At 72.5% G+C, this 17,576-nt stretch carries 18 protein-coding genes and 3 pseudogenes; 8 read left to right on the top strand and 13 right to left on the bottom strand.

The window, feature by feature from the left end:
* Positions 1-3: 3 nt before the first annotated feature.
* Both AQJ91_RS25975 and AQJ91_RS54565 read right to left on the bottom strand, forming a co-directional pair.
* Positions 4-447 (bottom strand): annotated as a pseudogene (locus AQJ91_RS25975) (monovalent cation/H+ antiporter complex subunit F).
* Positions 444-617, bottom strand: coding sequence for a hypothetical protein (locus AQJ91_RS54565; protein ID WP_199848026.1), 174 nt, complete (start codon positions 615-617; stop codon positions 444-446). The pseudogene AQJ91_RS25975 and the gene AQJ91_RS54565 overlap by 4 nt, the downstream one beginning before the upstream one ends.
* Positions 618-780: 163 nt before the next feature.
* Between AQJ91_RS54565 and AQJ91_RS25970 the strand changes: the two genes are divergently transcribed.
* Positions 781-1,329 (top strand): VanZ family protein, encoded by a 549-nt coding sequence (locus AQJ91_RS25970; protein ID WP_067026285.1) that lies wholly within the window; start codon positions 781-783, stop codon positions 1,327-1,329.
* A gap of 15 nt (positions 1,330-1,344) precedes the next feature.
* On the opposite strand, the gene AQJ91_RS25965 is transcribed toward AQJ91_RS25970, so the two are convergent.
* The gene (locus AQJ91_RS25965) at positions 1,345-2,115 is read right to left on the bottom strand and encodes a sulfite exporter TauE/SafE family protein (protein ID WP_067026283.1); all 771 of its coding nucleotides are present in this window, start codon (positions 2,113-2,115) and stop codon (positions 1,345-1,347) included.
* A gap of 60 nt (positions 2,116-2,175) precedes the next feature.
* On the bottom strand, positions 2,176-2,415 hold the full coding sequence (locus AQJ91_RS25960; RefSeq protein ID WP_067026281.1) for a hypothetical protein: 240 nt from the start codon (positions 2,413-2,415) through the stop codon (positions 2,176-2,178).
* A 69-nt stretch (positions 2,416-2,484) separates the two neighbouring features.
* On the opposite strand from AQJ91_RS25960, the gene AQJ91_RS25955 reads away from it, so the two are divergent.
* Positions 2,485-3,504 carry a PHP domain-containing protein gene (locus AQJ91_RS25955; RefSeq protein ID WP_067026279.1) on the top strand — a complete coding sequence of 340 codons (1,020 nt, stop codon included), beginning with the start codon at positions 2,485-2,487 and terminating at the stop codon, positions 3,502-3,504.
* Positions 3,505-3,741: 237 nt separating this feature from the next.
* Positions 3,742-4,284: pseudogene (locus AQJ91_RS25950) on the top strand (copper chaperone); the annotation flags it as partial.
* Positions 4,285-4,470: 186 nt separating this feature from the next.
* Here AQJ91_RS25950 and AQJ91_RS25945 read toward each other — a convergent pair.
* The 4 genes from AQJ91_RS25945 to AQJ91_RS25930 all read right to left on the bottom strand — a co-directional run bounded on the left by AQJ91_RS25945 (position 4,471) and on the right by AQJ91_RS25930 (position 7,482).
* Complete coding sequence (locus AQJ91_RS25945) at positions 4,471-4,716, bottom strand: hypothetical protein (protein WP_067026277.1); 246 nt, start codon at positions 4,714-4,716, stop codon at positions 4,471-4,473.
* Positions 4,717-4,813: 97 nt separating this feature from the next.
* Positions 4,814-5,446, bottom strand: a complete 633-nt coding sequence (locus tag AQJ91_RS25940; protein WP_067026275.1) for a GNAT family N-acetyltransferase — start codon at positions 5,444-5,446, stop codon at positions 4,814-4,816.
* 66 nt (positions 5,447-5,512) lie between these two features.
* Positions 5,513-6,481, bottom strand: coding sequence for a phosphotransferase family protein (locus tag AQJ91_RS25935; protein WP_067026555.1), 969 nt, complete (start codon positions 6,479-6,481; stop codon positions 5,513-5,515).
* A 68-nt stretch (positions 6,482-6,549) separates the two neighbouring features.
* On the bottom strand, positions 6,550-7,482 hold the full coding sequence (locus AQJ91_RS25930) for a DUF3626 domain-containing protein (protein WP_067026273.1): 933 nt from the start codon (positions 7,480-7,482) through the stop codon (positions 6,550-6,552).
* Between the two features lie 73 nt (positions 7,483-7,555).
* Between AQJ91_RS25930 and AQJ91_RS25925 the strand changes: the two genes are divergently transcribed.
* Positions 7,556-8,047 (top strand): FBP domain-containing protein, encoded by a 492-nt coding sequence (locus AQJ91_RS25925; protein ID WP_067026271.1) that lies wholly within the window; start codon positions 7,556-7,558, stop codon positions 8,045-8,047.
* Here AQJ91_RS25925 and AQJ91_RS25920 read toward each other — a convergent pair.
* Positions 8,044-9,379: pseudogene (locus AQJ91_RS25920) on the bottom strand (erythromycin esterase family protein). The gene AQJ91_RS25925 and the pseudogene AQJ91_RS25920 sit on opposite strands and share 4 nt — an antisense overlap.
* A 250-nt stretch (positions 9,380-9,629) precedes the next feature.
* Between AQJ91_RS25920 and AQJ91_RS25915 the strand changes: the two are divergent.
* From AQJ91_RS25915 to AQJ91_RS25905, 3 genes are all read left to right on the top strand, one after another.
* The gene (locus tag AQJ91_RS25915; protein WP_067026269.1) at positions 9,630-10,883 is read left to right on the top strand and encodes an aromatic acid exporter family protein; all 1,254 of its coding nucleotides are present in this window, start codon (positions 9,630-9,632) and stop codon (positions 10,881-10,883) included.
* Between the two features lie 40 nt (positions 10,884-10,923).
* Positions 10,924-11,940 carry a hypothetical protein gene (locus AQJ91_RS25910; protein ID WP_067026267.1) on the top strand — a complete coding sequence of 339 codons (1,017 nt, stop codon included), beginning with the start codon at positions 10,924-10,926 and terminating at the stop codon, positions 11,938-11,940.
* Positions 11,941-12,049: 109 nt separating this feature from the next.
* Positions 12,050-13,255: a lactonase family protein gene (locus AQJ91_RS25905; protein WP_107122533.1), complete on the top strand. Its 1,206-nt coding sequence runs from the start codon at positions 12,050-12,052 to the stop codon at positions 13,253-13,255.
* Here the strand turns inward: AQJ91_RS25905 and AQJ91_RS25900 are convergent.
* Complete coding sequence (locus AQJ91_RS25900) at positions 13,223-13,948, bottom strand: DUF2470 domain-containing protein (protein WP_067026265.1); 726 nt, start codon at positions 13,946-13,948, stop codon at positions 13,223-13,225. The two genes, AQJ91_RS25905 and AQJ91_RS25900, sit on opposite strands and share 33 nt — an antisense overlap.
* Positions 13,949-14,053: 105 nt before the next feature.
* Positions 14,054-14,662: a TetR/AcrR family transcriptional regulator gene (locus AQJ91_RS25895; RefSeq protein WP_067026264.1), complete on the bottom strand. Its 609-nt coding sequence runs from the start codon at positions 14,660-14,662 to the stop codon at positions 14,054-14,056.
* A gap of 108 nt (positions 14,663-14,770) precedes the next feature.
* Between AQJ91_RS25895 and AQJ91_RS25890 the strand changes: the two genes are divergently transcribed.
* Positions 14,771-16,267, top strand: coding sequence for a cytochrome P450 (locus AQJ91_RS25890; protein WP_067026261.1), 1,497 nt, complete (start codon positions 14,771-14,773; stop codon positions 16,265-16,267).
* A gap of 40 nt (positions 16,268-16,307) precedes the next feature.
* Here the strand turns inward: AQJ91_RS25890 and AQJ91_RS53820 are convergent, their stop codons facing one another.
* Both AQJ91_RS53820 and AQJ91_RS25885 read right to left on the bottom strand, forming a co-directional pair.
* The gene (locus AQJ91_RS53820; RefSeq protein WP_159054668.1) at positions 16,308-16,550 is read right to left on the bottom strand and encodes a hypothetical protein; all 243 of its coding nucleotides are present in this window, start codon (positions 16,548-16,550) and stop codon (positions 16,308-16,310) included.
* Positions 16,551-16,723: 173 nt separating this feature from the next.
* Positions 16,724-17,563: a pentapeptide repeat-containing protein gene (locus tag AQJ91_RS25885; protein ID WP_067026259.1), complete on the bottom strand. Its 840-nt coding sequence runs from the start codon at positions 17,561-17,563 to the stop codon at positions 16,724-16,726.
* Between the last annotated feature and the right edge of the window lie 13 nt (positions 17,564-17,576).

Here is a 17,576-nt window from a genome sequence, read left to right as displayed (position 1 = left end):
AGGTCAGCCACGGCGCACCCCCCGGAATCCGCCGGCCGGCGCGCGAGCGGCGACGACGTTGCCACCGATCAGCAGCGCCCCGGTGACCAGGAGCTTCACCATCGCCCGGCCGGGTCCGCCGGCCACGCACAGCGTCAGGACGACCGCCGCACCCAAGGCCGCGGCCGCCCAGGTCGTGCCCCAGGCGCGGGGCGGGTCGTCGGTCAGTTCGTCGGCGAGGAGACGAGCGTGCCGACCGGGCCGAGCAGGGCGAGGACGAGAGCCAGGTCGACGTAGGAGGGACGGTCGTAGGCCTGGGCGAGGAGCAGCAGGGCGGGGGCAGGCGAACGCGGTGGACAGGTTCTGGGCGACGACCGGGCGCCGCAGCGGTCCGGTGGCGACGCCCCACAGGGTGGCCCCCACACCTGCGCCGAGGGCGACGGCCGCGGCGAGGATCCAGCCGTTCACCGTCCGGTCACCGCCCGGCAGGCGGCGAGCTCCAGGACGTCCGCCGTGCTGACAAGGACCAGCCACAGCGCCGCGAGGACGGCCCACCAGGCCAGGATCTCGGCGGCGGTGAGGAGCGTCGTACGCCCGGTTCGTGCGCCACCTCCGCAGGCATGTCCGTTTCGCGTCATCCAAACACCGCCCCGGTCGCCGGGGGTGGCGGCGCGCGCGGGTCTCCGCCCGGAGTGCCCCGCCGGCACGCGGGAAAACCGCGGGCGGGCGCGCGGCGGCATCGCCGCCTCCAGTGGGGGTAATCCCTTTACGACAAAAGGAAGTTGAAGACTGGAGGACCGCATGGCCCGTGGAGCCTCGCGTGTGCGTGCCGCTTTACGCCCGCGTACCGCCAAGTCCGGGAGCGGGCCCCGGCCCGCCCGCCCTGAGCGCCGTCCCCTGCCCTTCCTGGTCCGTCTCCTGGCGATGCTGTTCGCGTTCGCGTTCATGGTCGCCTTCGCCGTCGTACTGGCCCGGCTGACCCTGCAGCCCTCCCCCGCCTCGGAGGCCCTCACGCACAGCAATCTGCACCCCGGCCGCTCCCTGCGGGCCTATCTGGACCAGCCCGAACTGCGCGACGCCTTCCGGCAGATCGGCGGCAACGTCCTGCTGGGCATCCCGTTCGGCATCCTGGTCCCGGTCCTCGCCCCGCGGGCCCGCGGCATCGTGCGGGTGCTGCTGCTGACGGCGACCGTCATGCTGCTCGTCGAGTTCGCGCAGGGCGCGCTGGTCACCGGGCGCGCCTTCGACATCGACGACGTCATCCTCAACACGACCGGGGCGCTGATCGGTTACCTGCTGCTGGGGCGGCGGCTGAGCCGTGCGGTGCACGCACGGGAGCGGCGCGGCTAGGTTCCCGGCCGGCGTTCAGCGCAGCAGCAACTGGACGATGGAGAAGGTTCCGACCACGACGATGAGCGCGCGCAGCACACCGGGGCGCAGGCGGCGGCCCGCCTTCGCCCCCAACTGGCCACCGGCGGCGGAGCCGACCGCGATGAGGACGACGGCCGTCCAGTCGAAGTCGGCGACGGCCAGGAAGAACAGCGCGGCGACGGAGTTGACGACGGCGACCAGGACGTTCTTGGCGGCGTTGAGGCACTGCACGCCGTCGTCGAGGAGCAGGCCCATCAGGGACACGTAGATGATCCCCTGGGCGGCGGAGAAGTAGCCGCCGTAGACGCTGGCCAGGGTCAGTCCGACAGGCAGCAGGGGGCCGCCGTCGGGGCGGGGGCGGGAGGACGTGCCGCGCCGCCGGGCCCTCTTCCGGATCAGTGGCTGGAGGACGACCAGCACGACGGCGAGGCCCACCAGGACCGGCACGATCCGCTCGAACGCCGACGCGGGCAGGGCCAGCAGCAGGACGGCGCCGGTGAGACCGCCGAGCAGGGCGCCGGCGCTCCATTTCAGGAGGCGTCGGCGCTGCCCCCGCAGTTCCCTGCGGTAGCCGATGGCTGCGCTGACCGAGCCGGGGATCAGGCCGAGGGTGTTGGAGACGGTGGCGGTGACGGGCGGCAGGCCCGTGGCGAGCAGCACGGGAAAGGTGATCAGCGTCCCGGACCCGACGGCGGCGTTGACGGCACCGGCGCCCACGCCCGCCGCGAGGACGCCCAGCGACTCCCCGAGATGTGCGGCGTTCATGGCGTAGAGCGTAGGAAGCGAATGCTTCGCCCGTGGCCGAAGTGTCCCAGCCGAAGTGTCCTAGCGGTGCGTTGTCCAGGTGAACTTGTCGCCGCCCACCCAGCGGACCACGTCCGGATCGTCCAGGTCGTGGACCTTGATGCCGTAGGCGGAGGCGATCTCCAGTACGTCGATGAGGGTCTGGGCCTCACCGACGACAAAACCGTCGATTTCCACAATGCGGAACGGAGGTGTGCTTGGTTGAACCCCGAGCACCATGATCCGCGGTCGTGAGATGCGCGGGCTCGCGATTTCGGTCATGCAATAGAGCGTAGAGCGCATCCGGCCATCGTGAGTCGTCCGAGTCGTCCCGTTTCAGGAGGAGGCGCCATGGATCCCAGAGATCCCGTCCAGGCACTGGAACGGATCGCCTTCCTGCTGGAGCGGTCCCTGGCCCCGACGTACCGCGTCCGCGCCTTCCGCACCGCCGCCCGGGTGCTGGCGGCGCTGCCCGAGGAGGAGGTGCGCGAGCGTGCGCGGGCCGGGACACTGGAGGCGCTCAAGGGCGTCGGCCCGAAGACGGCCCAGGTGGTGCGCGAGGCGCTGGCCGGGCAGGTGCCCGCCTATCTGACCGATCTGGAGGCCAGGCCGGCGGCCGCGTCGCACCTGGGCGGCGGGTGGCTGCGGGCGCTGCTGCGCGGGGACTGCCATCTGCACTCCGACTGGTCGGACGGCGGCAGCCCGATCGAGGAGATGGGCCGCGCCGCGGCCCGCCTCGGGCACGAGTGGGCGGCGCTCACCGACCACTCGCCGCGGCTCACCGTGGCGCGCGGGCTGTCGGCCGGGCGGCTGCGCGAGCAACTGGACGTGGTGGCCGCGCTGAACGCGACCTGGGCGCCGTTCCGGCTGCTCACCGGCATCGAGTGCGACATCCTCGACGACGGCTCGCTCGACCAGGAGCCGGCACTGCTGGCACGACTGGACGTGGTCGTCGTGTCCGTGCACTCCAAGCTGCGGATGGACGCCCGCTCGATGACCCGCCGCATGGTCGCCGCCGTACGCGATCCGCACGCCGACATCCTCGGGCACTGCACCGGACGAGTGGTGACCGGGCGGGGGCGGCCCGAGTCGGAGTTCGACGCGGACAAGGTGTTCGCCGCCTGCGCCGAGTCCGGTACGGCCGTGGAGATCAACAGCCGGCCCGAACGCCTCGACCCGCCACGGCGGCTGCTGCGCCGGGCGGTCGAGGCGGGCGTCCTGTTCTCGATCGACACCGACGCCCACGCGCCCGGCCAACTGGACTGGCAGGTCTACGGCTGCGAGCGCGCCGAGGAGTGCGGGGTCCCGGCCGAACGAGTGGTCAACACCTGGCCGGTGGAAGATTTGCTCGCCTGGACCCGTGGTGGGTGACACACATCGCCGCCCATCGCGGCGAACGCAGGAACACCCACCGGTAGTTTCCCGTTGAACCAGCCGTGGGTGCGGATGGGACAGTGTTCCCGGGCCGCTCCCTTCCTCATGCCCGCACGTCGGGTTCCCGGCCGTCGGCGTCAACGACAGTCAGGTCGGCGGGCGGTGGCGCCGGTTCCGGGGGCGTGGTGTCCTGGAAGGGTCCCTCAGGACCGGAAGGGTCCCCCAGGAGTACGCATGCAGCATCTCCGGCTTCCCTCCCTCGCACACCCGGCGCCGGTGCGGCCGGCCGGGGGTCTGTTGCCGAGGCGGGATCTCGTCCTCGCCTGGTCCCTGGTCGTGCTGATCGCGGTGCCCGCCTGGGTGCTCACCGTCGGGCAGGCCCGGGACATGGGCGTGGAGCCCGGCACGATGGGCCTCGCGGTGCCGGTGTTCCTGCCGCTGTGGGTCACGATGATGGCCGCGATGATGCTGCCGTCGATGGCGCCGGTGGCGGTCACCTGGGCGCGTTCGATCGGCCGCCGCTCCTCCGGCTGGACCCGGGCGGCCCGGACCGCCGAGTTCGTGGGCGGCTATCTGCTGGTGTGGACGGCGTTCGGACTGCTCGCGTACGGCGCTCTGACCTTCACCGGAGCCCTGGTGGAGGACCGTCCGGACACCGGCCGCTGGATCGGGGCCGGCGCGTTCCTGCTCGCCGGGCTGTACCCGCTCGGCCCGCTCAAGAACGTCTGCCTGCGGCACTGCCGCCGATCCCAGGCAGCCGACCTTGCCGTCGGTATCTCTGGGCTGTCCGCCGAACGCGCAGCTGCACAGCACCGCGCAGGAACATCCGGCGACGTAATTGCCGGAGATCGCCCATGACACGGCGCCTCCGCTCCTCGAAAGGTTGCGGCGGTGAGCGTCATCCGTACTTCCACGCTATTCCTGTCAAGACGGCCTGTAAAACGGCACGGTGACGGCGCCGTCTCAGTCGGCGGGTTCGTCCGGCACCGGCTGCTCGGGGTGGACTCCGGCCGAGTGCGGCGCGCCCTGCCGGCCCGTGCCCGCCTCGTCGGTGTCGGGGACGTCGTCCCGCTCGTCGGTGGCGTCCGCCGCCTCCTCGACGGGCACCTCCCAGGGGTCGTCCTGTCCTTCGTCGGCCTGCTGGTCCGGCAGGTCCCGGGGTACGGACTCGGTGTCCTGGCCCGGTCCTTCGCGACGGTCGTCGGCCATGGTGCGCTCCCTTCGCGTCGTCCGAGCGACATGGCCGAGTACCGCCCCCGTGACCGGCGAAACGTCAGCGCGGCCCCGCCCCTCCGGAGCCCCTCGCTCACCGGCGGTCGAGATCCGTCGTCGCCCGCCCCAGATACGTGATCGGTCCGGGATCCGGCACGTCGATCTCGTGGAAGCCCAGGCGGTCGTAGAAGGCCCTGGCCGGGGTGTTGGCGGTCACCATGGCCAGGTGGACGGCAGGCACTCCCCCGTCCCGCAGGGCGGCCAGGAACGTCCGCATCAGCGCGCGCCCATGACCGCGCCCCTGCCACTCGGGAAGCAGGTCGATGTGTAGATGTGCGGGATAGGCGGCGACCGCCGGGACGATCATCCGCTCGGGATCGTGCAGGAGCCCGGCCATCTCCTCGTCCGGGGTCCTCGGCGGACCGTCGGGCAGGGGGTGGCGGTCCGCGACCAGGGGCAGCCACTTCAGGCGGAAGTCCGCCACGAAGCGGGGCGTGTCGGCGGTGCCGAGGACATAGCCGACCGCCTGGCCCCGCCCGTCGTCCAGCACGAAGGCCAGTTCCGGCTCCAGGTGGACGTACGGGGCGGCGAAGATCGTCGGGAAGATCGCGGGGTCCGCGTAGACGGGTCTGCTGTCACCGCCGTTGTGCGCGGTGCGGACGCAGATGTCGTCGACGGCTTCTCGGTCCTCGGGGCGGTACGGGCGCACGACGGGATGCGAAGTCATCGCAGCATCCTGCACAGCCGGGAGCGCTCCCACAAGGACTCCCCCAATCCCCGGGCGACACGGCCCCTACGAGGCGGTCGTCAGCTCTTCGATCCGGTCCAGGGCGGCGACGAGTTCGGGTGCCACCGCCTCCTGGACCCACCGGTTCTGCCCGTCGGTCACCGCCCGTGGCACAGTCTCCGTGAGCATGATCAGGTAGAGGTAGGCGCAGTAGAGGGCGAGACGAAGCCGGGCCGACGCATCGAACTCGGCGCTGCCGCCCGCCTCTTGATACCCCGTCAGGAACGCCTCGTCCTTCTCGATGTCCCCCAGCAGCGCCAGGGAGACGAAGTCGGCCAGCGGGTCGCCCCAGAACATGCGCTCGCCGTCGATGAGGCCGCCGATCCGGGGCTCTCCCGCCACCCGGTCCACGAGGATGTTTCCCGGCCACAGGTCGAAGTGGACGAGGCGCGGGACGGTGACCTCGTCGAGTGCGGCGTAGGCGGCCCGGAGTGTGCGCGCCACTTCGTCAGCGGGGCGGGGCAGCCGGGCCCGGTAGCGGCGGGCGTCGTCGAGGACGGCGTCGAGCATCGCGGTGAAGGCGGTCCGCCAGTCGGGGGCCAAGGGGCCGAGGGCGCCGGACGGATAGCCGAACGCGGGCCCGGTCACCTGGTGCAGGCGGGCCACCTGACGGCCCAACTCCGTGCGCAGGACGGTCTTTTCGTCGTCTGTGAGCGTGCCGTCCCAGGGGGCGCCCGGGCAGGCCGTCATCAACAGGTGGTCCGCGAGGGCCACGACCCGGGGTGCCGGTACGTCCGCCTTGGCGGCGCCTCGGTAGAACTCCGCCTCGGAGACGAGGAGTTGTCTCTCATGACGCAGGCCCGGGACGGTCGGCGCGGGCGGCACCTTCAGCACATAGCGAGTCCCGGCGATGAGGACGAGTTCCTCCACGGTGTTGTAGGTGCCGCCCGTCAGCGGGCGGACGCCGGCGAGGTCGCCGGGCGGCAGACCCGCCGCCTCCAGGACGTGCCGGGCCCGCTCCCAGGAGTCCACCACCGTGCGCCCACCCCTCCCCTTCGGCCGGCCGGCCACGCACACGTCCTCGGCGTAACAGCCGTCCACGATCAGTCCGTTGTGCTCCCGGTACAGCGTACGGAACGTGTCCCGCACCCCGGCTGTGCGGCCCCGGAAGAATCGGAGCAGGCGGTGCCTGCGCCCTCGGGTGCGCCGAAGCGGGCGAGGGCGTGCCACACCATCTTCAGGTCCTGGAGTTCATGTCCGCCCGTGCGGGCGGCGTCGCCGATGATCCGCGGGTCGAGGCGGCCGTCCTCGGCGATGCGGGCGCCCAGGTCGGCGTACTCCTGGCCTCGGTAGTCCGCGTGGCGGTGCAGCTCCGGCACGGTGAGCCGGTAGCCGGGGTGCCACTCGACCGGGAAGGGCAGCAGGCGGGCCGCGGTCTCGACGGGTGTGCCGCGGTAGCTCGCGTCCAGGACGATCGCCTCCACGTCGCGGGTGAGGTCGACGCCGCCGTGCACCTGGGCCTCGATGTAGTCGTTGAGGGCGTCCTGCTCGTCGGCCTCGGCGAGCGCGACGAGGTGCGTGCCGGCGGCGACGCCGAAGTCGGTCGGCTCGGCGGCGCTGTCGGGGTAGCAGAAGGTGGCGCGGGCGAGCGCGGCGCCGGTCAGCCGGAGGTGCGAGGAGCCGAACCGCGGGGCGGCGCCGACCACTTGGTGCCGGAAGTTCAGCGCCCCGTACACCGGCCGGTCGTGCACTGCGGCGTCGTCGTACGCGCCGCCGAAGATCCGGCTCTCCCAGCGCCAGCGGTCACCGCCGGGGTGGGCGGTGAGGCCGCCGTTGCTGGTGCCGGTGACGAACTGCGAGTGGTAGATGCCGTCCTCGGCCAGCGCCCGGAGGATCGACAACCCGCGCGTCAGCCGGTCCGGGTGGAAGTTCAGCGTGATGCGCAGGCCGGGGTCGAGGGCCGGTCCCGCGGAGGCGGTCGCGACATGGCGCAGCGCCGCCCGCGCCCTGGGTGATCCGACGCCGTTGAAATCCACTGGCTCCCCCTTACCGAGGCTTCTATTGTAGGCCTGAACCTAATATCCCTAGGATTTTCCCAGGAGGCCTCCCATGAGATCACTCACCGAGCAGGACATCCGCAACTCATTTGTCAACTGCTCGAAGGGCGAGGCCAAGCGCCTGTCCCTGCCCCGCGATCTCGGTGAACGCCCTTGGGACGACCTCGACTTCCTCGGCTGGCGGGATCCGGGAGCACCGGACCGCAGCTATCTGGTCACCGAACGGGACGGCCGCCCGACGGGCGTCACCCTGCGCTTCCCGTCCTCGAAACGCGGCTTCCTGCACCGCAGCATGTGTTCTGTCTGCCTGACGACCCATCCGGGCGGCGGTGTCTCCCTGATGACGGCCAGAAAGGCGGGGCCGGCCGGCCGCGAGGGCAACTCGGTCGGCCTGTACATGTGCACCGACCTCGCCTGTTCCCTCTACGTCCGGGGCAAGAAGCCCCTGGAGACCGGCACCCGCTTCGAGGAGAGCCTCACCGTGGAGGAACAGATCGCCCGCACGACGGGCAATCTGCACGCGTTCCTCGACAAGCTGTACTAGCGGCGGTCGCGCAGCCGCGCCGCCGTCACCTCGTGCAGGTGGACCAGGATGTCGTAGCTGTGCGCGAGCGCGATGTCGTGCGGGCCGTCCGGATAGGCGGTTCCGATGCTGCGCATGGGCCGGGCCGCGCGCAGCCACCCGCGGGCCGGTGATCCGGCGGAGCCCAGGTCGAGGACGTAGTCGCGGTGGTGGACCCGGTCGAGGGTCCGCTCGTTGCTGCCGGCGCCGAGCGGTCCCAGTGTCCAGCGACGGATGACGTCGTCGTCCTCTCCTGTGGCGTTGAACGAACCCTGGTGGAACGTCAGGCCCGCGCTCACATAGCCCGCGCCCAGGCGGTCGCGCAGGAAGGCGCCCTGCACCTTCGGGTGGTGGACGGGATCGTCCGGGACGTAGCCGACGTGGTTGTTGTGCGCCGACAGCAGCGTCTTCGTGCCGGTGTGCCGCTGCCACCAGTCGACGTTGGCGGCCATCGCCCCGTCGCGGTAGCGCATGGCCTCCGCGATCTGTGCGGGGTCCTCGATGTCGAAGGCGTACTGCCGGGCCGTCTGGTCGATCACCGTCGCGTGCTGGACGGCCCGGTCGTACGCCTCCCGGTCGGCGCCCGCGCCCTGGCTGCGCAGCAGCTCCAGTGCCTCGCCCGTGCGCGCGGCCTTCTCCTTGCGTTCGGCGTACGGCTTGTTCAGGTACTCCTCGATGTACGTCCCGGTCGCCGCAATGGGCCGCAGCCCGCGGTACAGCTCGGCGAGGCGGGCGCTCAGCCCTGGATGCGCGCCCGCCACGTAGTCCTCGACGGCGTCGTACAGCTCGGGTCCGGTCCAGGCGATGTCGTCGCCCATGAACTGGACGGGGTCGTCGGGGTGCCGTTGGTTGTAGGCCCGCATCCACTCGACGAGCCGCAGGTAGTCGGTGTTGTTCCACCACCGGTAGTCGCGCTGGAACTCCGCGCCCATGATGCGCCGCGGGTCGCCCTTGCCGTACCGGACGTAGTCGTTGAGGCGGAGACCGGTGCTCCAGGGGGGCCTCCAGGGCGAAGGTGCGGAAGCCCTTCTCCTCGACCAGGTGGCGGAAGACGCGGTCCTTGAGGGCGAAGAAATCGTGGGAGCTGTGGGTGGCCTCGCCGAGTCCGACGACCCGGGCGTCGCCGATCATCCGGTCGAGGGGGCGCAGATCGCCGGTGCCGCCGCCGGGTTCGACGGTCCGCACCTGGTGGGCTGCGCGGTCGAGGGCCTCGACGACCGTGGTGGAGCCCGACGCGGCGGCCGGGACGGTGGCCGTCAGGGTGCCGAGGGCGATGAGCAGGGCCAGAACTGATCCGGTTCGATGCCGTTTCATGATCCCAGGCTTGCGCCGTGGAGGGGGCCGGGGCCATCCGGCTCTCCGCCGTCCTCGGGTGCGGAGAACCCCGGGGTGACGGCGGGGGTTTTCCGCAGGCCGGGCCGCCGGTCACCTCAGGTGTTCACGATCACCACGCCGGCCTCTTGCCGTCGCCCGGCCGGTGCGATCAATCTGGGGCTTCCTGGCGGACCGCTCCGTTCCGCATGCAGCGCGTTGGATGCATCTGTGGAAGGGGAACAGCCCAAGGATGCGAGATGTACGTGAGTGGCCGGTGCCCCTCGAGTGGTTCGAGAAGCGGCGCCGGGATCCTGTGGTCGTACAGACAACGCGGTCGGCGGTCGCGGCGACGCTCGCCTATGTCATCGCGCTGCGGGTGAGTCCCGAGGCGGCGCCGCTGACCGCGCCGCTGACCGCTCTGCTGGTCGTCCAGGTGACCCTGTACGCGACGCTCACCAACGGCGTCCGCCGGGTGAACTCGGTGGTGGCCGGTGTGCTGCTCGCCGTCGCCTTCAGTCAGTTGGTCGGCCTGACCTGGTGGAGCCTCGCGCTGCTGATCGTGGCCTCGCTGGCGGTCGGGCACCTGGTGCGGGTCGACGAGTACGTGCCCGAGGTGGCGATCAGCGCGATGCTGGTGCTCGGGGTCACGACCGTGGGGGACACGGCGTGGGCGCGGGTGCTGGAGACGATGATCGGCGCGGTGGTCGGGCTCGGCTGCAATCTGCTGCTGGCGCCGCCGGTGTGGGTGGGCGAGGCGGGCGAGTCGCTGGAGGGTCTGGCGCGCCGGGTACGGCAGTTGATGCTGCGCATGGGCGAGGAGGCCACGGGCCGCACGCCCGTCGAGCATGCGACCGAGCGGCTGTACGAGGCGCGTGCCCTGGACCACGACATCGTCGAGGTGGAGGCGGCCCTGCGGCAGGCCGAGGACAGCCTGCGGCTCAATCCGCGGGTGCGTGAGGGCCTGCTGCACCGGGTGGTGCTGCGCACGGGACTGGACACGCTGGAGATCTGCACGGTCGTCCTGCGCGTCCTCGCCCGCACCTTCACCGATCTCGCCAAGGACCGCGATCCCGACCCTCTGTTCGCGCCGGAGACGGGTGCCGCGGTGGAGCGGCTGCTGTGCGAGATCGGCGACGCCGTGGTCAGCTTCGCGGTCCTCGTCACGACACCCGTCAGTCTGAGCGCCGAGTCGGCGGAGGCCCGGCTCACCGCCGAACTGCGCCAGGCCGCGGTCACCCGCGACAAGCTGGCCCAGCTGCTGCTGGAGGAGGTCCAGCGCGACGCCCGCCAGTGGCAGCTGCACGGCGCCATGCTGACCGAGGTCAACCGCATCCTCGACGAGCTGGACACCGAGCACCGCTCGCGCCGGCTGCTGGAGGAGCTGGACCGGGTCTCCCGAGAGCAGCGCGAACGGATGCCGCGGCTGACCCGGCTGCAGGACCGGGTGCGCCTGCCGAAGCGGCTGCGGCGGAACCGCGCCGCCACCGCCCGTCGTTCTAGGTGACGGAGTCACCGGAAGGCTGAACGCTGAGGGGACGGTTCGGATGGGCGTGCGGATCGACGGGAACACACTGCGGCTGCCGGGCGGTGTGGCGGTGCGGTTCATCCGCACGCTGCGGCTGCCCGAGAAGGGCACACATCCGCTGCCGCCGGGGCTCGGCGAGTTCCCGGTCCGGCGGGTGGCGGACTACCCGGACACGGTTCCGGGGGCATGGCGGGCGCGCGGGGGTGTGATGCTGCCGGTGTATCTGCGCGAGGCGATGTGGCTGAGCTTCGGCGGCACGACCGAACCGGCCGCTCTCCAGGTCGGGGTGGGCAAGGTGTGCGCGGTGTCGGGGAAGCCGTGGAGCGGCCGGCTGTCCCGGAACCCGCAGAACTACGTGGTGCTGCCCCGCCAGCCCTGGCTGGACGGCATCAACTCCGGGAAGGGCACGGTCCGCCAGTTCGTGGCGGTGCCGCTCGGGATGGGGGCGACCGTCGAGGGCCAGGTCACGGGCGAGGAGGTCTGGGGCGGCGTACAGCTGCAGTCGTTCCCGTTGACCGACGGGGAGCTGGCGAAGTGGCGGGAGCAGGAGGCGCGGCACCGGACGGAGCGGGCCCGGGCGTTCACGCCGACCGGGGGTTACGGCGCCGCCCTGCCCATGCCGGCGCCGGCCGCCCCGGCCGCGGTCCCGGCGCGCGCCGCCATGGGTCTGGGCGTCGGCGGTTCGATGCGCCAGGAGGTCTACCGGGACGACCGCCCGCTCACCGACTGGGCCGACCGGGCCGCGGGCCGCGTCTTCGTCCACCTGGTGACGCCGCCGGAGTGGCGCCGCATCACCGGCGAGGCTCCCCCGCCGTCCCCGGTGGACCGGGCGGCGTACACGCGCGCGGGGCTGCCCTGGTTCGACTACTACGACCAGGACGCCGAGGATCTCGCCCCCACGGACCGGCTCGAGGCGGTGAAACCCGTCGGCGACTGGCTGGGCGACGACCACGAGCCCTGGCAGGAGCCCACGCCGGTGCAGATCATGCCGCTGAAGGACGCGCCGGGCGAGCCGGTCGAGGACGGCGACTGGTAGCCGACGTGTTGCGCCATGTGCAATGGGCGTTGTCGTTCTTGCGTGCGGCGGGTGATCCACGCCAAGGTGGTCGTCGCGACGGGGACCACCGACGACCTGAGGTGTGGACATGGGCAGTGGAGGCTTGAGCAGGCGCCGGTTCGTAGGGGGTCTGGCGGGAACGGCCGCCGTGGCGACGCTCCCGGCGGCGACGTCGTGCGGCGACGCGCCCGCCCCCGCGGACACGACGCCTTCCAGGGCCAGTACGAACACCTCGCGCGAGGCCCGCACGCCCGCCGGCCCGCGCCCCCTCTACCTCGGGACCTACACCTCCGCCGAGGGCGGCGGCAAGGGCATCGCCCTCGCCACGTACGACGCCACCACGGGCCGTATCACCGACCGCGGAATCCTGGCGAAGACCGGCGACCCCTCGTTTCTCGCCCCGCACCCGAACGGCAGGACGCTGTACGCCGTCAACGAGCGGGAGGACGGCGGCGTGACCGCCGTGCGGCTCGCCGACCGGAAGGTTCTGGGCACCCGGAGTTCGGGCGGCGCGGGTCCGTGCCACCTCTCCGTGCATCCGAGCGGGCGCTGGCTGCTGAGCGCCAACTACAGCTCCGGCAGCGTGACCGTGCACCCCATCGCGGCCTCGGGCGCGCTCGGCGAGCACACCGACGTGATCACGCACTCCAGCCCGCCGCCCGGCCCCGACGCCGAGCGCCAGGACGGTCCGCACGCCCACCAGATCGTCACGACCCCCGACGGTGGCCACGTGCTCGCCGTGGACCTGGGCACGGACACCGTCCACACCTACCGCCTCGACCAGACCAAGGGCACGCTCACCGAGGTGTCCCGGGCGCGGTCCCGCCCGGGCGCCGGACCACGACACCTCACCTTCCACCCGGGCGGGCGGTACGCCTACCTGGCCAACGAACTCGACAACACCGTGACGGTGTGCGCCTACGATCCGGCCACCGGCCGGGTCACCATCGGCGACCCGCAGTCGACCGGCACCGGCGAGGGCACCAGCTATCCGTCACAGATCCTGGTGACCGCGGACGGCTCGTACGCCTACTTCGCCAACCGGGGACACAACAGTCTGACGCGGTACGCCGTCGAGGCGGACGGTGCCCGGCTCCGGCTCCTCGACACGGTGCCGGTACACGGCGACTGGCCACGGCACACCGCGTTCTCGCCGGACGGGAAGCTGCTGTTCGTGTCGAACCAGCGCTCCAGCTCGGTCACCGTCTTCCACGTCGACCGCGCGAGCGGTGAACTGCGGCTCGCGGGCCAGCCGTTCACGTCACCCGTCGCCGTCTGTGCGCTGCCGCAGTAGGGACCGGGGGCAGGAGGCCGCGCTCGCCTGCGTGAGCAGGACGTGCATGCGCTCGGTGAGCTGCGCGACGTCGTCGGCGGGCCGGTGGAACGCCAGCCGTACGTCGCCGTGGGCGCGGGCCCGCTCGATGCGCAGCGTCAGTCCGTGCCGGTCGACGGCGAGCGGCTGGACGCGGACGGCGCCGTGCAGGCTGTCGGGCTCGACGAGCCGGGTGAGCCGCTCGACCGCGTCGGCATGGCAGTCGGCGAGATGGGTCAGCAGCTGGGCCTCGGCCAGGGCCAGCGGGTCGGGGACCGCGGCGGCGAACTCGTCGAGGCCGACGACCACGGCACCGGACGGCTGCCGCAGCACCACGCGGGTGGCCCGGAAGGCGAGCCGCTCCTCCTCGCGGGTGAACCAGCCGGCCATCCAGAGCCGGGCGCGGATCCGCTTGCGGACGGGGACGGGTGCGACGTCCGCGAACTCCAGGACGGCGGACGGCTCTCCGCGGGGTGCGCAGATCGCCGCCGTGACCAGGGCGCTGTCCTCGGGCACGTCCAGGAGCACCTGGCCGTCCTCGGCCACCGTGTGCGCGCCGACGAACTCCTCCCGCCCACCCTCCGCGGTCACCGAACAGGACCACGCGGCGGCGAGCACCGAACGTGCCCGCTCCGCCGCGGAAGGCGCGGCCGTCCAGGTCTGGCTGTCACCCATCCCATACCTCCTTAGGTAAGCCTTGCCTAACCTATCGAAGATCGGGGTCTATGCCAACCACGTCCGCCGAACCTGTCAGCCGGCTGTCGGAACACTCAGGGGCGCTCAGGGCACGAGGACGCCCAACAGGGCCCGCGCGCACAGGTCGCGCACCTGCTCCCGGGACAACTCCGAGCCCCGCAGCCACTCCAGACAGACGGCGGCGGTGAAGGCCAGCCACCCCCGCACCGCGAGGCGCACATCTGGGTGCGCGTCAAGGACCGCCCCGAACTCGGGGTCCGCCGCCAGCGCCGCCAGGATCTGCCGCTCCTGTGCGGCCAGGGCCCGCTGGTAGACCTTGCGCACGGCCTGGTCCCCCGCCGCGTCCGCGCGATGGAAGGCGCGGTAGCCGTGGGCATGGTTCCGGACGTACTCCAGGTAGGTGTCGAGGCCGGCGGTGAGCTGTTCGCGCACCGGGACTCCGGGCACGGCCCCCGTCATCCGCAGCATCCGGCCGCTCTCGCGCTCGACGACGGCCGCGAAGAAGTCCCGCTTGGTCGGGAAGTAGTGATAGAGCAGGCCGCGCGAGACACCGGCGATCTCGGCGACCTGCTCGATCCACACCTCGTCGTACGGGCTCTCCGAGAACAGCCGCGCCCCGACGGCGAGAAGCTGTTCCCGGCGCTCCCCGGTACTGAGCCGGCGGCGCACGCGCGCACCCTGGTCGGCAGCCATGCCCGCACTTTACTTGACGTCGGTTCAGCAACGGGATCAGACTGAAACGCGTTATTGAACCCACTTACAACACGCTCAACCTGCCGATGGAGCAAGGGAGATCGCGTCATGGCGGAGACGACGACCGGGGCGGCCGCGTTGCCGAAGGGATTCCGCAGCGCCGAGCAGGGCTGGCCGGAGCTGCACCGCATCCCGCATCCCCCGTACCGGCTCCCTCTGCTCGGCGACGTGCTCGGCGCGAGCCGGACCAGGCCGCTCCAGGACTCCCTGCGGCACGCCCGCCGGCTGGGGCCGATCTTCCGGCGCAAGGCCTTCGGCAGGGAGTTCGTGTTCGTGTGGGGCGCCGGGCTCACGGCCGACCTGGCGGACGAGTCGCGGTTCGCCAAGCATGTGGGGCTCGGCATCGCCAATCTGCGGCCGGTCGTCGGGGACGGTCTGTTCACGGCGTACAACCACGAGCCCAACTGGCAGCTGGCGCACGACGTTCTGGCGCCGGGGTTCAGCCGGGAGGCCATGGCGGGCTACCACCCGATGATGCTGGCGGTGGCGGACCGGCTGATGGACCGCTGGGACCGGGAACTGGCGGCGGGCCGGGCGGTGGACGTGCCGGGCGACATGACGAGGCTGACGCTGGAGACGATCGCGCGCACCGGCTTCGGGCACGACTTCGGCTCCTTCGAGCGGGGCCGGCCGCATCCCTTCGTGACGGCGATGGTGGGCACGCTGACGTACGCGCAGCGGCTGAACACCGTGCCGTCGCCGTTCCTGCTCCGGCGGGCCGCGCACCGCAACGACGCCGACATCGCGTACCTCAACCGCACGGTGGACGACCTGGTCCGGGCCCGGCGTACGGCGAGCGGGGACCGGGCTGGGGACCTGCTGGACCGGATGCTGGAGACGGCCCATCCGGAGACCGGGGAGCGGCTGTCGGCGGAGAACGTCCGCCGACAGGTGATCACCTTCCTGGTCGCCGGGCACGAGACGACCTCGGGCGCGCTCTCCTTCGCCCTGCACTACCTCTCCCGGCACCCGGAGGCCGCGGCCCGCGCCCGCGCCGAGGTGGACCGGGTGTGGGGCGACGCTGCGGTGCCCGGCTACGACCAGGTGGCCAGGCTGCGGTACGTCCGCCGAGTGCTGGACGAGTCACTGCGGCTGTGGCCGACGGCACCGGCCTTCGCCCGGGAGGCCCGTGAGGACACGGTGCTGGGCGGCGTCCACCCGATGCGGCGCGGTGCGTGGGCGCTGGTCCTCACGCCGATGCTGCACCGCGACCCCGAGGCGTGGGGTACGGACGCCGAGCGCTTCGACCCGGACCGCTTCGAGCCGGGCGCCGTACGCACCCGTCCCGCACACACCTTCAAGCCGTTCGGTACGGGCGCGCGGGCGTGCATCGGCCGCCAGTTCGCCCTGCACGAGGCCACGCTGGTACTGGGCCTGCTGCTGCGCCGCTACGAGCTGCACGCCGACCCCGCCTACCGCCTACGGGTGACGGAGCGGCTGACGGTGCTGCCGGAGGGGCTGCGACTACACCTGGAACGGCGGCGCACCTCCCACGCCGAGGTGCCCTCGGAGGCGCGCTGTCCAGCGCACGGGGCGGGCGACTGACTGGGGCGGCCGGTGCCCGCGCCGTGGAAGAGGGCCCCGGTCAGATCGGCGCGCAGCCGCTGACGGTGCCGCCGGAAGCGCCGCGGCTGCACCTTGGGCGGCGGCCGACCTCCCACACCGAGGTGCCCTCGGAGGCGCGCTGTCCAGCGCACGGGGCGGGCGACTGACTGGGGCGGCCGGTGCCCGCGCCGTGGAAGAGGGCCCCGGTCAGATCGGCGCGCAGCCGCTGACGGTGCCGCCGGAAGCGCCGCGGCTGCACCTTGGGCGGCGGCCGACCTCCCACGCCGAGGTCTCCTCAGAGGCGCGCTGCGGGTGCCCGCGCCGCCCCGGCCGCGTTGAGCCGCGGCTGGGTGACGAAGAAGGCGCCCGTCAGATCGGCGCGGAACAGCTGACGGCACTGCCCAAAAGGCCGCGGCCGCACCTGGAACGGCGGCGGACTCCCCTGCCGAGTCGCCCTCAGGCGTGCGCGGCCCAGTGCCCGGGACGGGCGACTGCCCCCGGCAACCGCGTGCCCGCGCTGCCCCGGGCCGCGTTGAGCTGTGGCTGGGTGAGGAAGAAGGCGCCGGTCAGGTCGGCGTCCGTGAGGTCGGTGTCTCGTAGGTCGGCGCCGATGAGGTCCGCGCCCCGCAGGTCCGCGCCGGTCAGGTCGGCGGCGATGAGGTAGGCGCCGCGGAGGTTCGCGCCGCGCAGGTCGGCGCCCTTGAGGCGGGCGCCCATCAGGTCCGCGCCCCGGCGCTCCTTCTTGCGGCCGCGGATGCCGGCCCGCGCCAGTTCGCTGGTCCTCAGCAGGAGCACGTTGACGTCCTGGCGGTGCGCGGCGACGTCCAGCGCGCCGAGTTCCTCCGGGGTCTGGCGGGTCAGCTCTTCGGTCTTCTCCAGGGCCCGGCGCAGCTCGGTGCGGATCGGGCGGGCGGCGGGCAGGGTGAGGGCCTCGGTGAGGTACCAGAGCAGCTCGTGCAGCTGCCGGACGACCGGGAACACGTCGAACATGCGCCGGGCGTCCTCGCGCGCGCCGGCACGCCAGTCCGCTCCGCCGAAGGTGACCTGCGAGACCTTCTGGCCGGCGCCGAAGCAGTCGTAGACGGTGCAGCCGGTGAACCCCGTCTGCCGCAGCCGGGCGTGGATGCCGCACCGGTGGTCGTCCTGGAGGTTCCGGCAGGGCTGCCCGGCCGCCTTGTCGACCGCGAAGTCGGCGGAGGCGGTGAAGGGCAGGGCGACACAGCACAGCCCGAAGCACCGCGCGCAGTCGCCGCGCAGGTCGACCAGGTCGACCAGGTCGATCGTGTGTTCTTGCATGACGACAACCCTA

The sequence above is a fragment of the Streptomyces dysideae genome, from assembly GCF_001514305.1.
GTDB lineage: Bacteria > Actinomycetota > Actinomycetes > Streptomycetales > Streptomycetaceae > Streptomyces > Streptomyces dysideae.
This window is presented reverse-complemented; position numbering and strand designations above follow the sequence as displayed.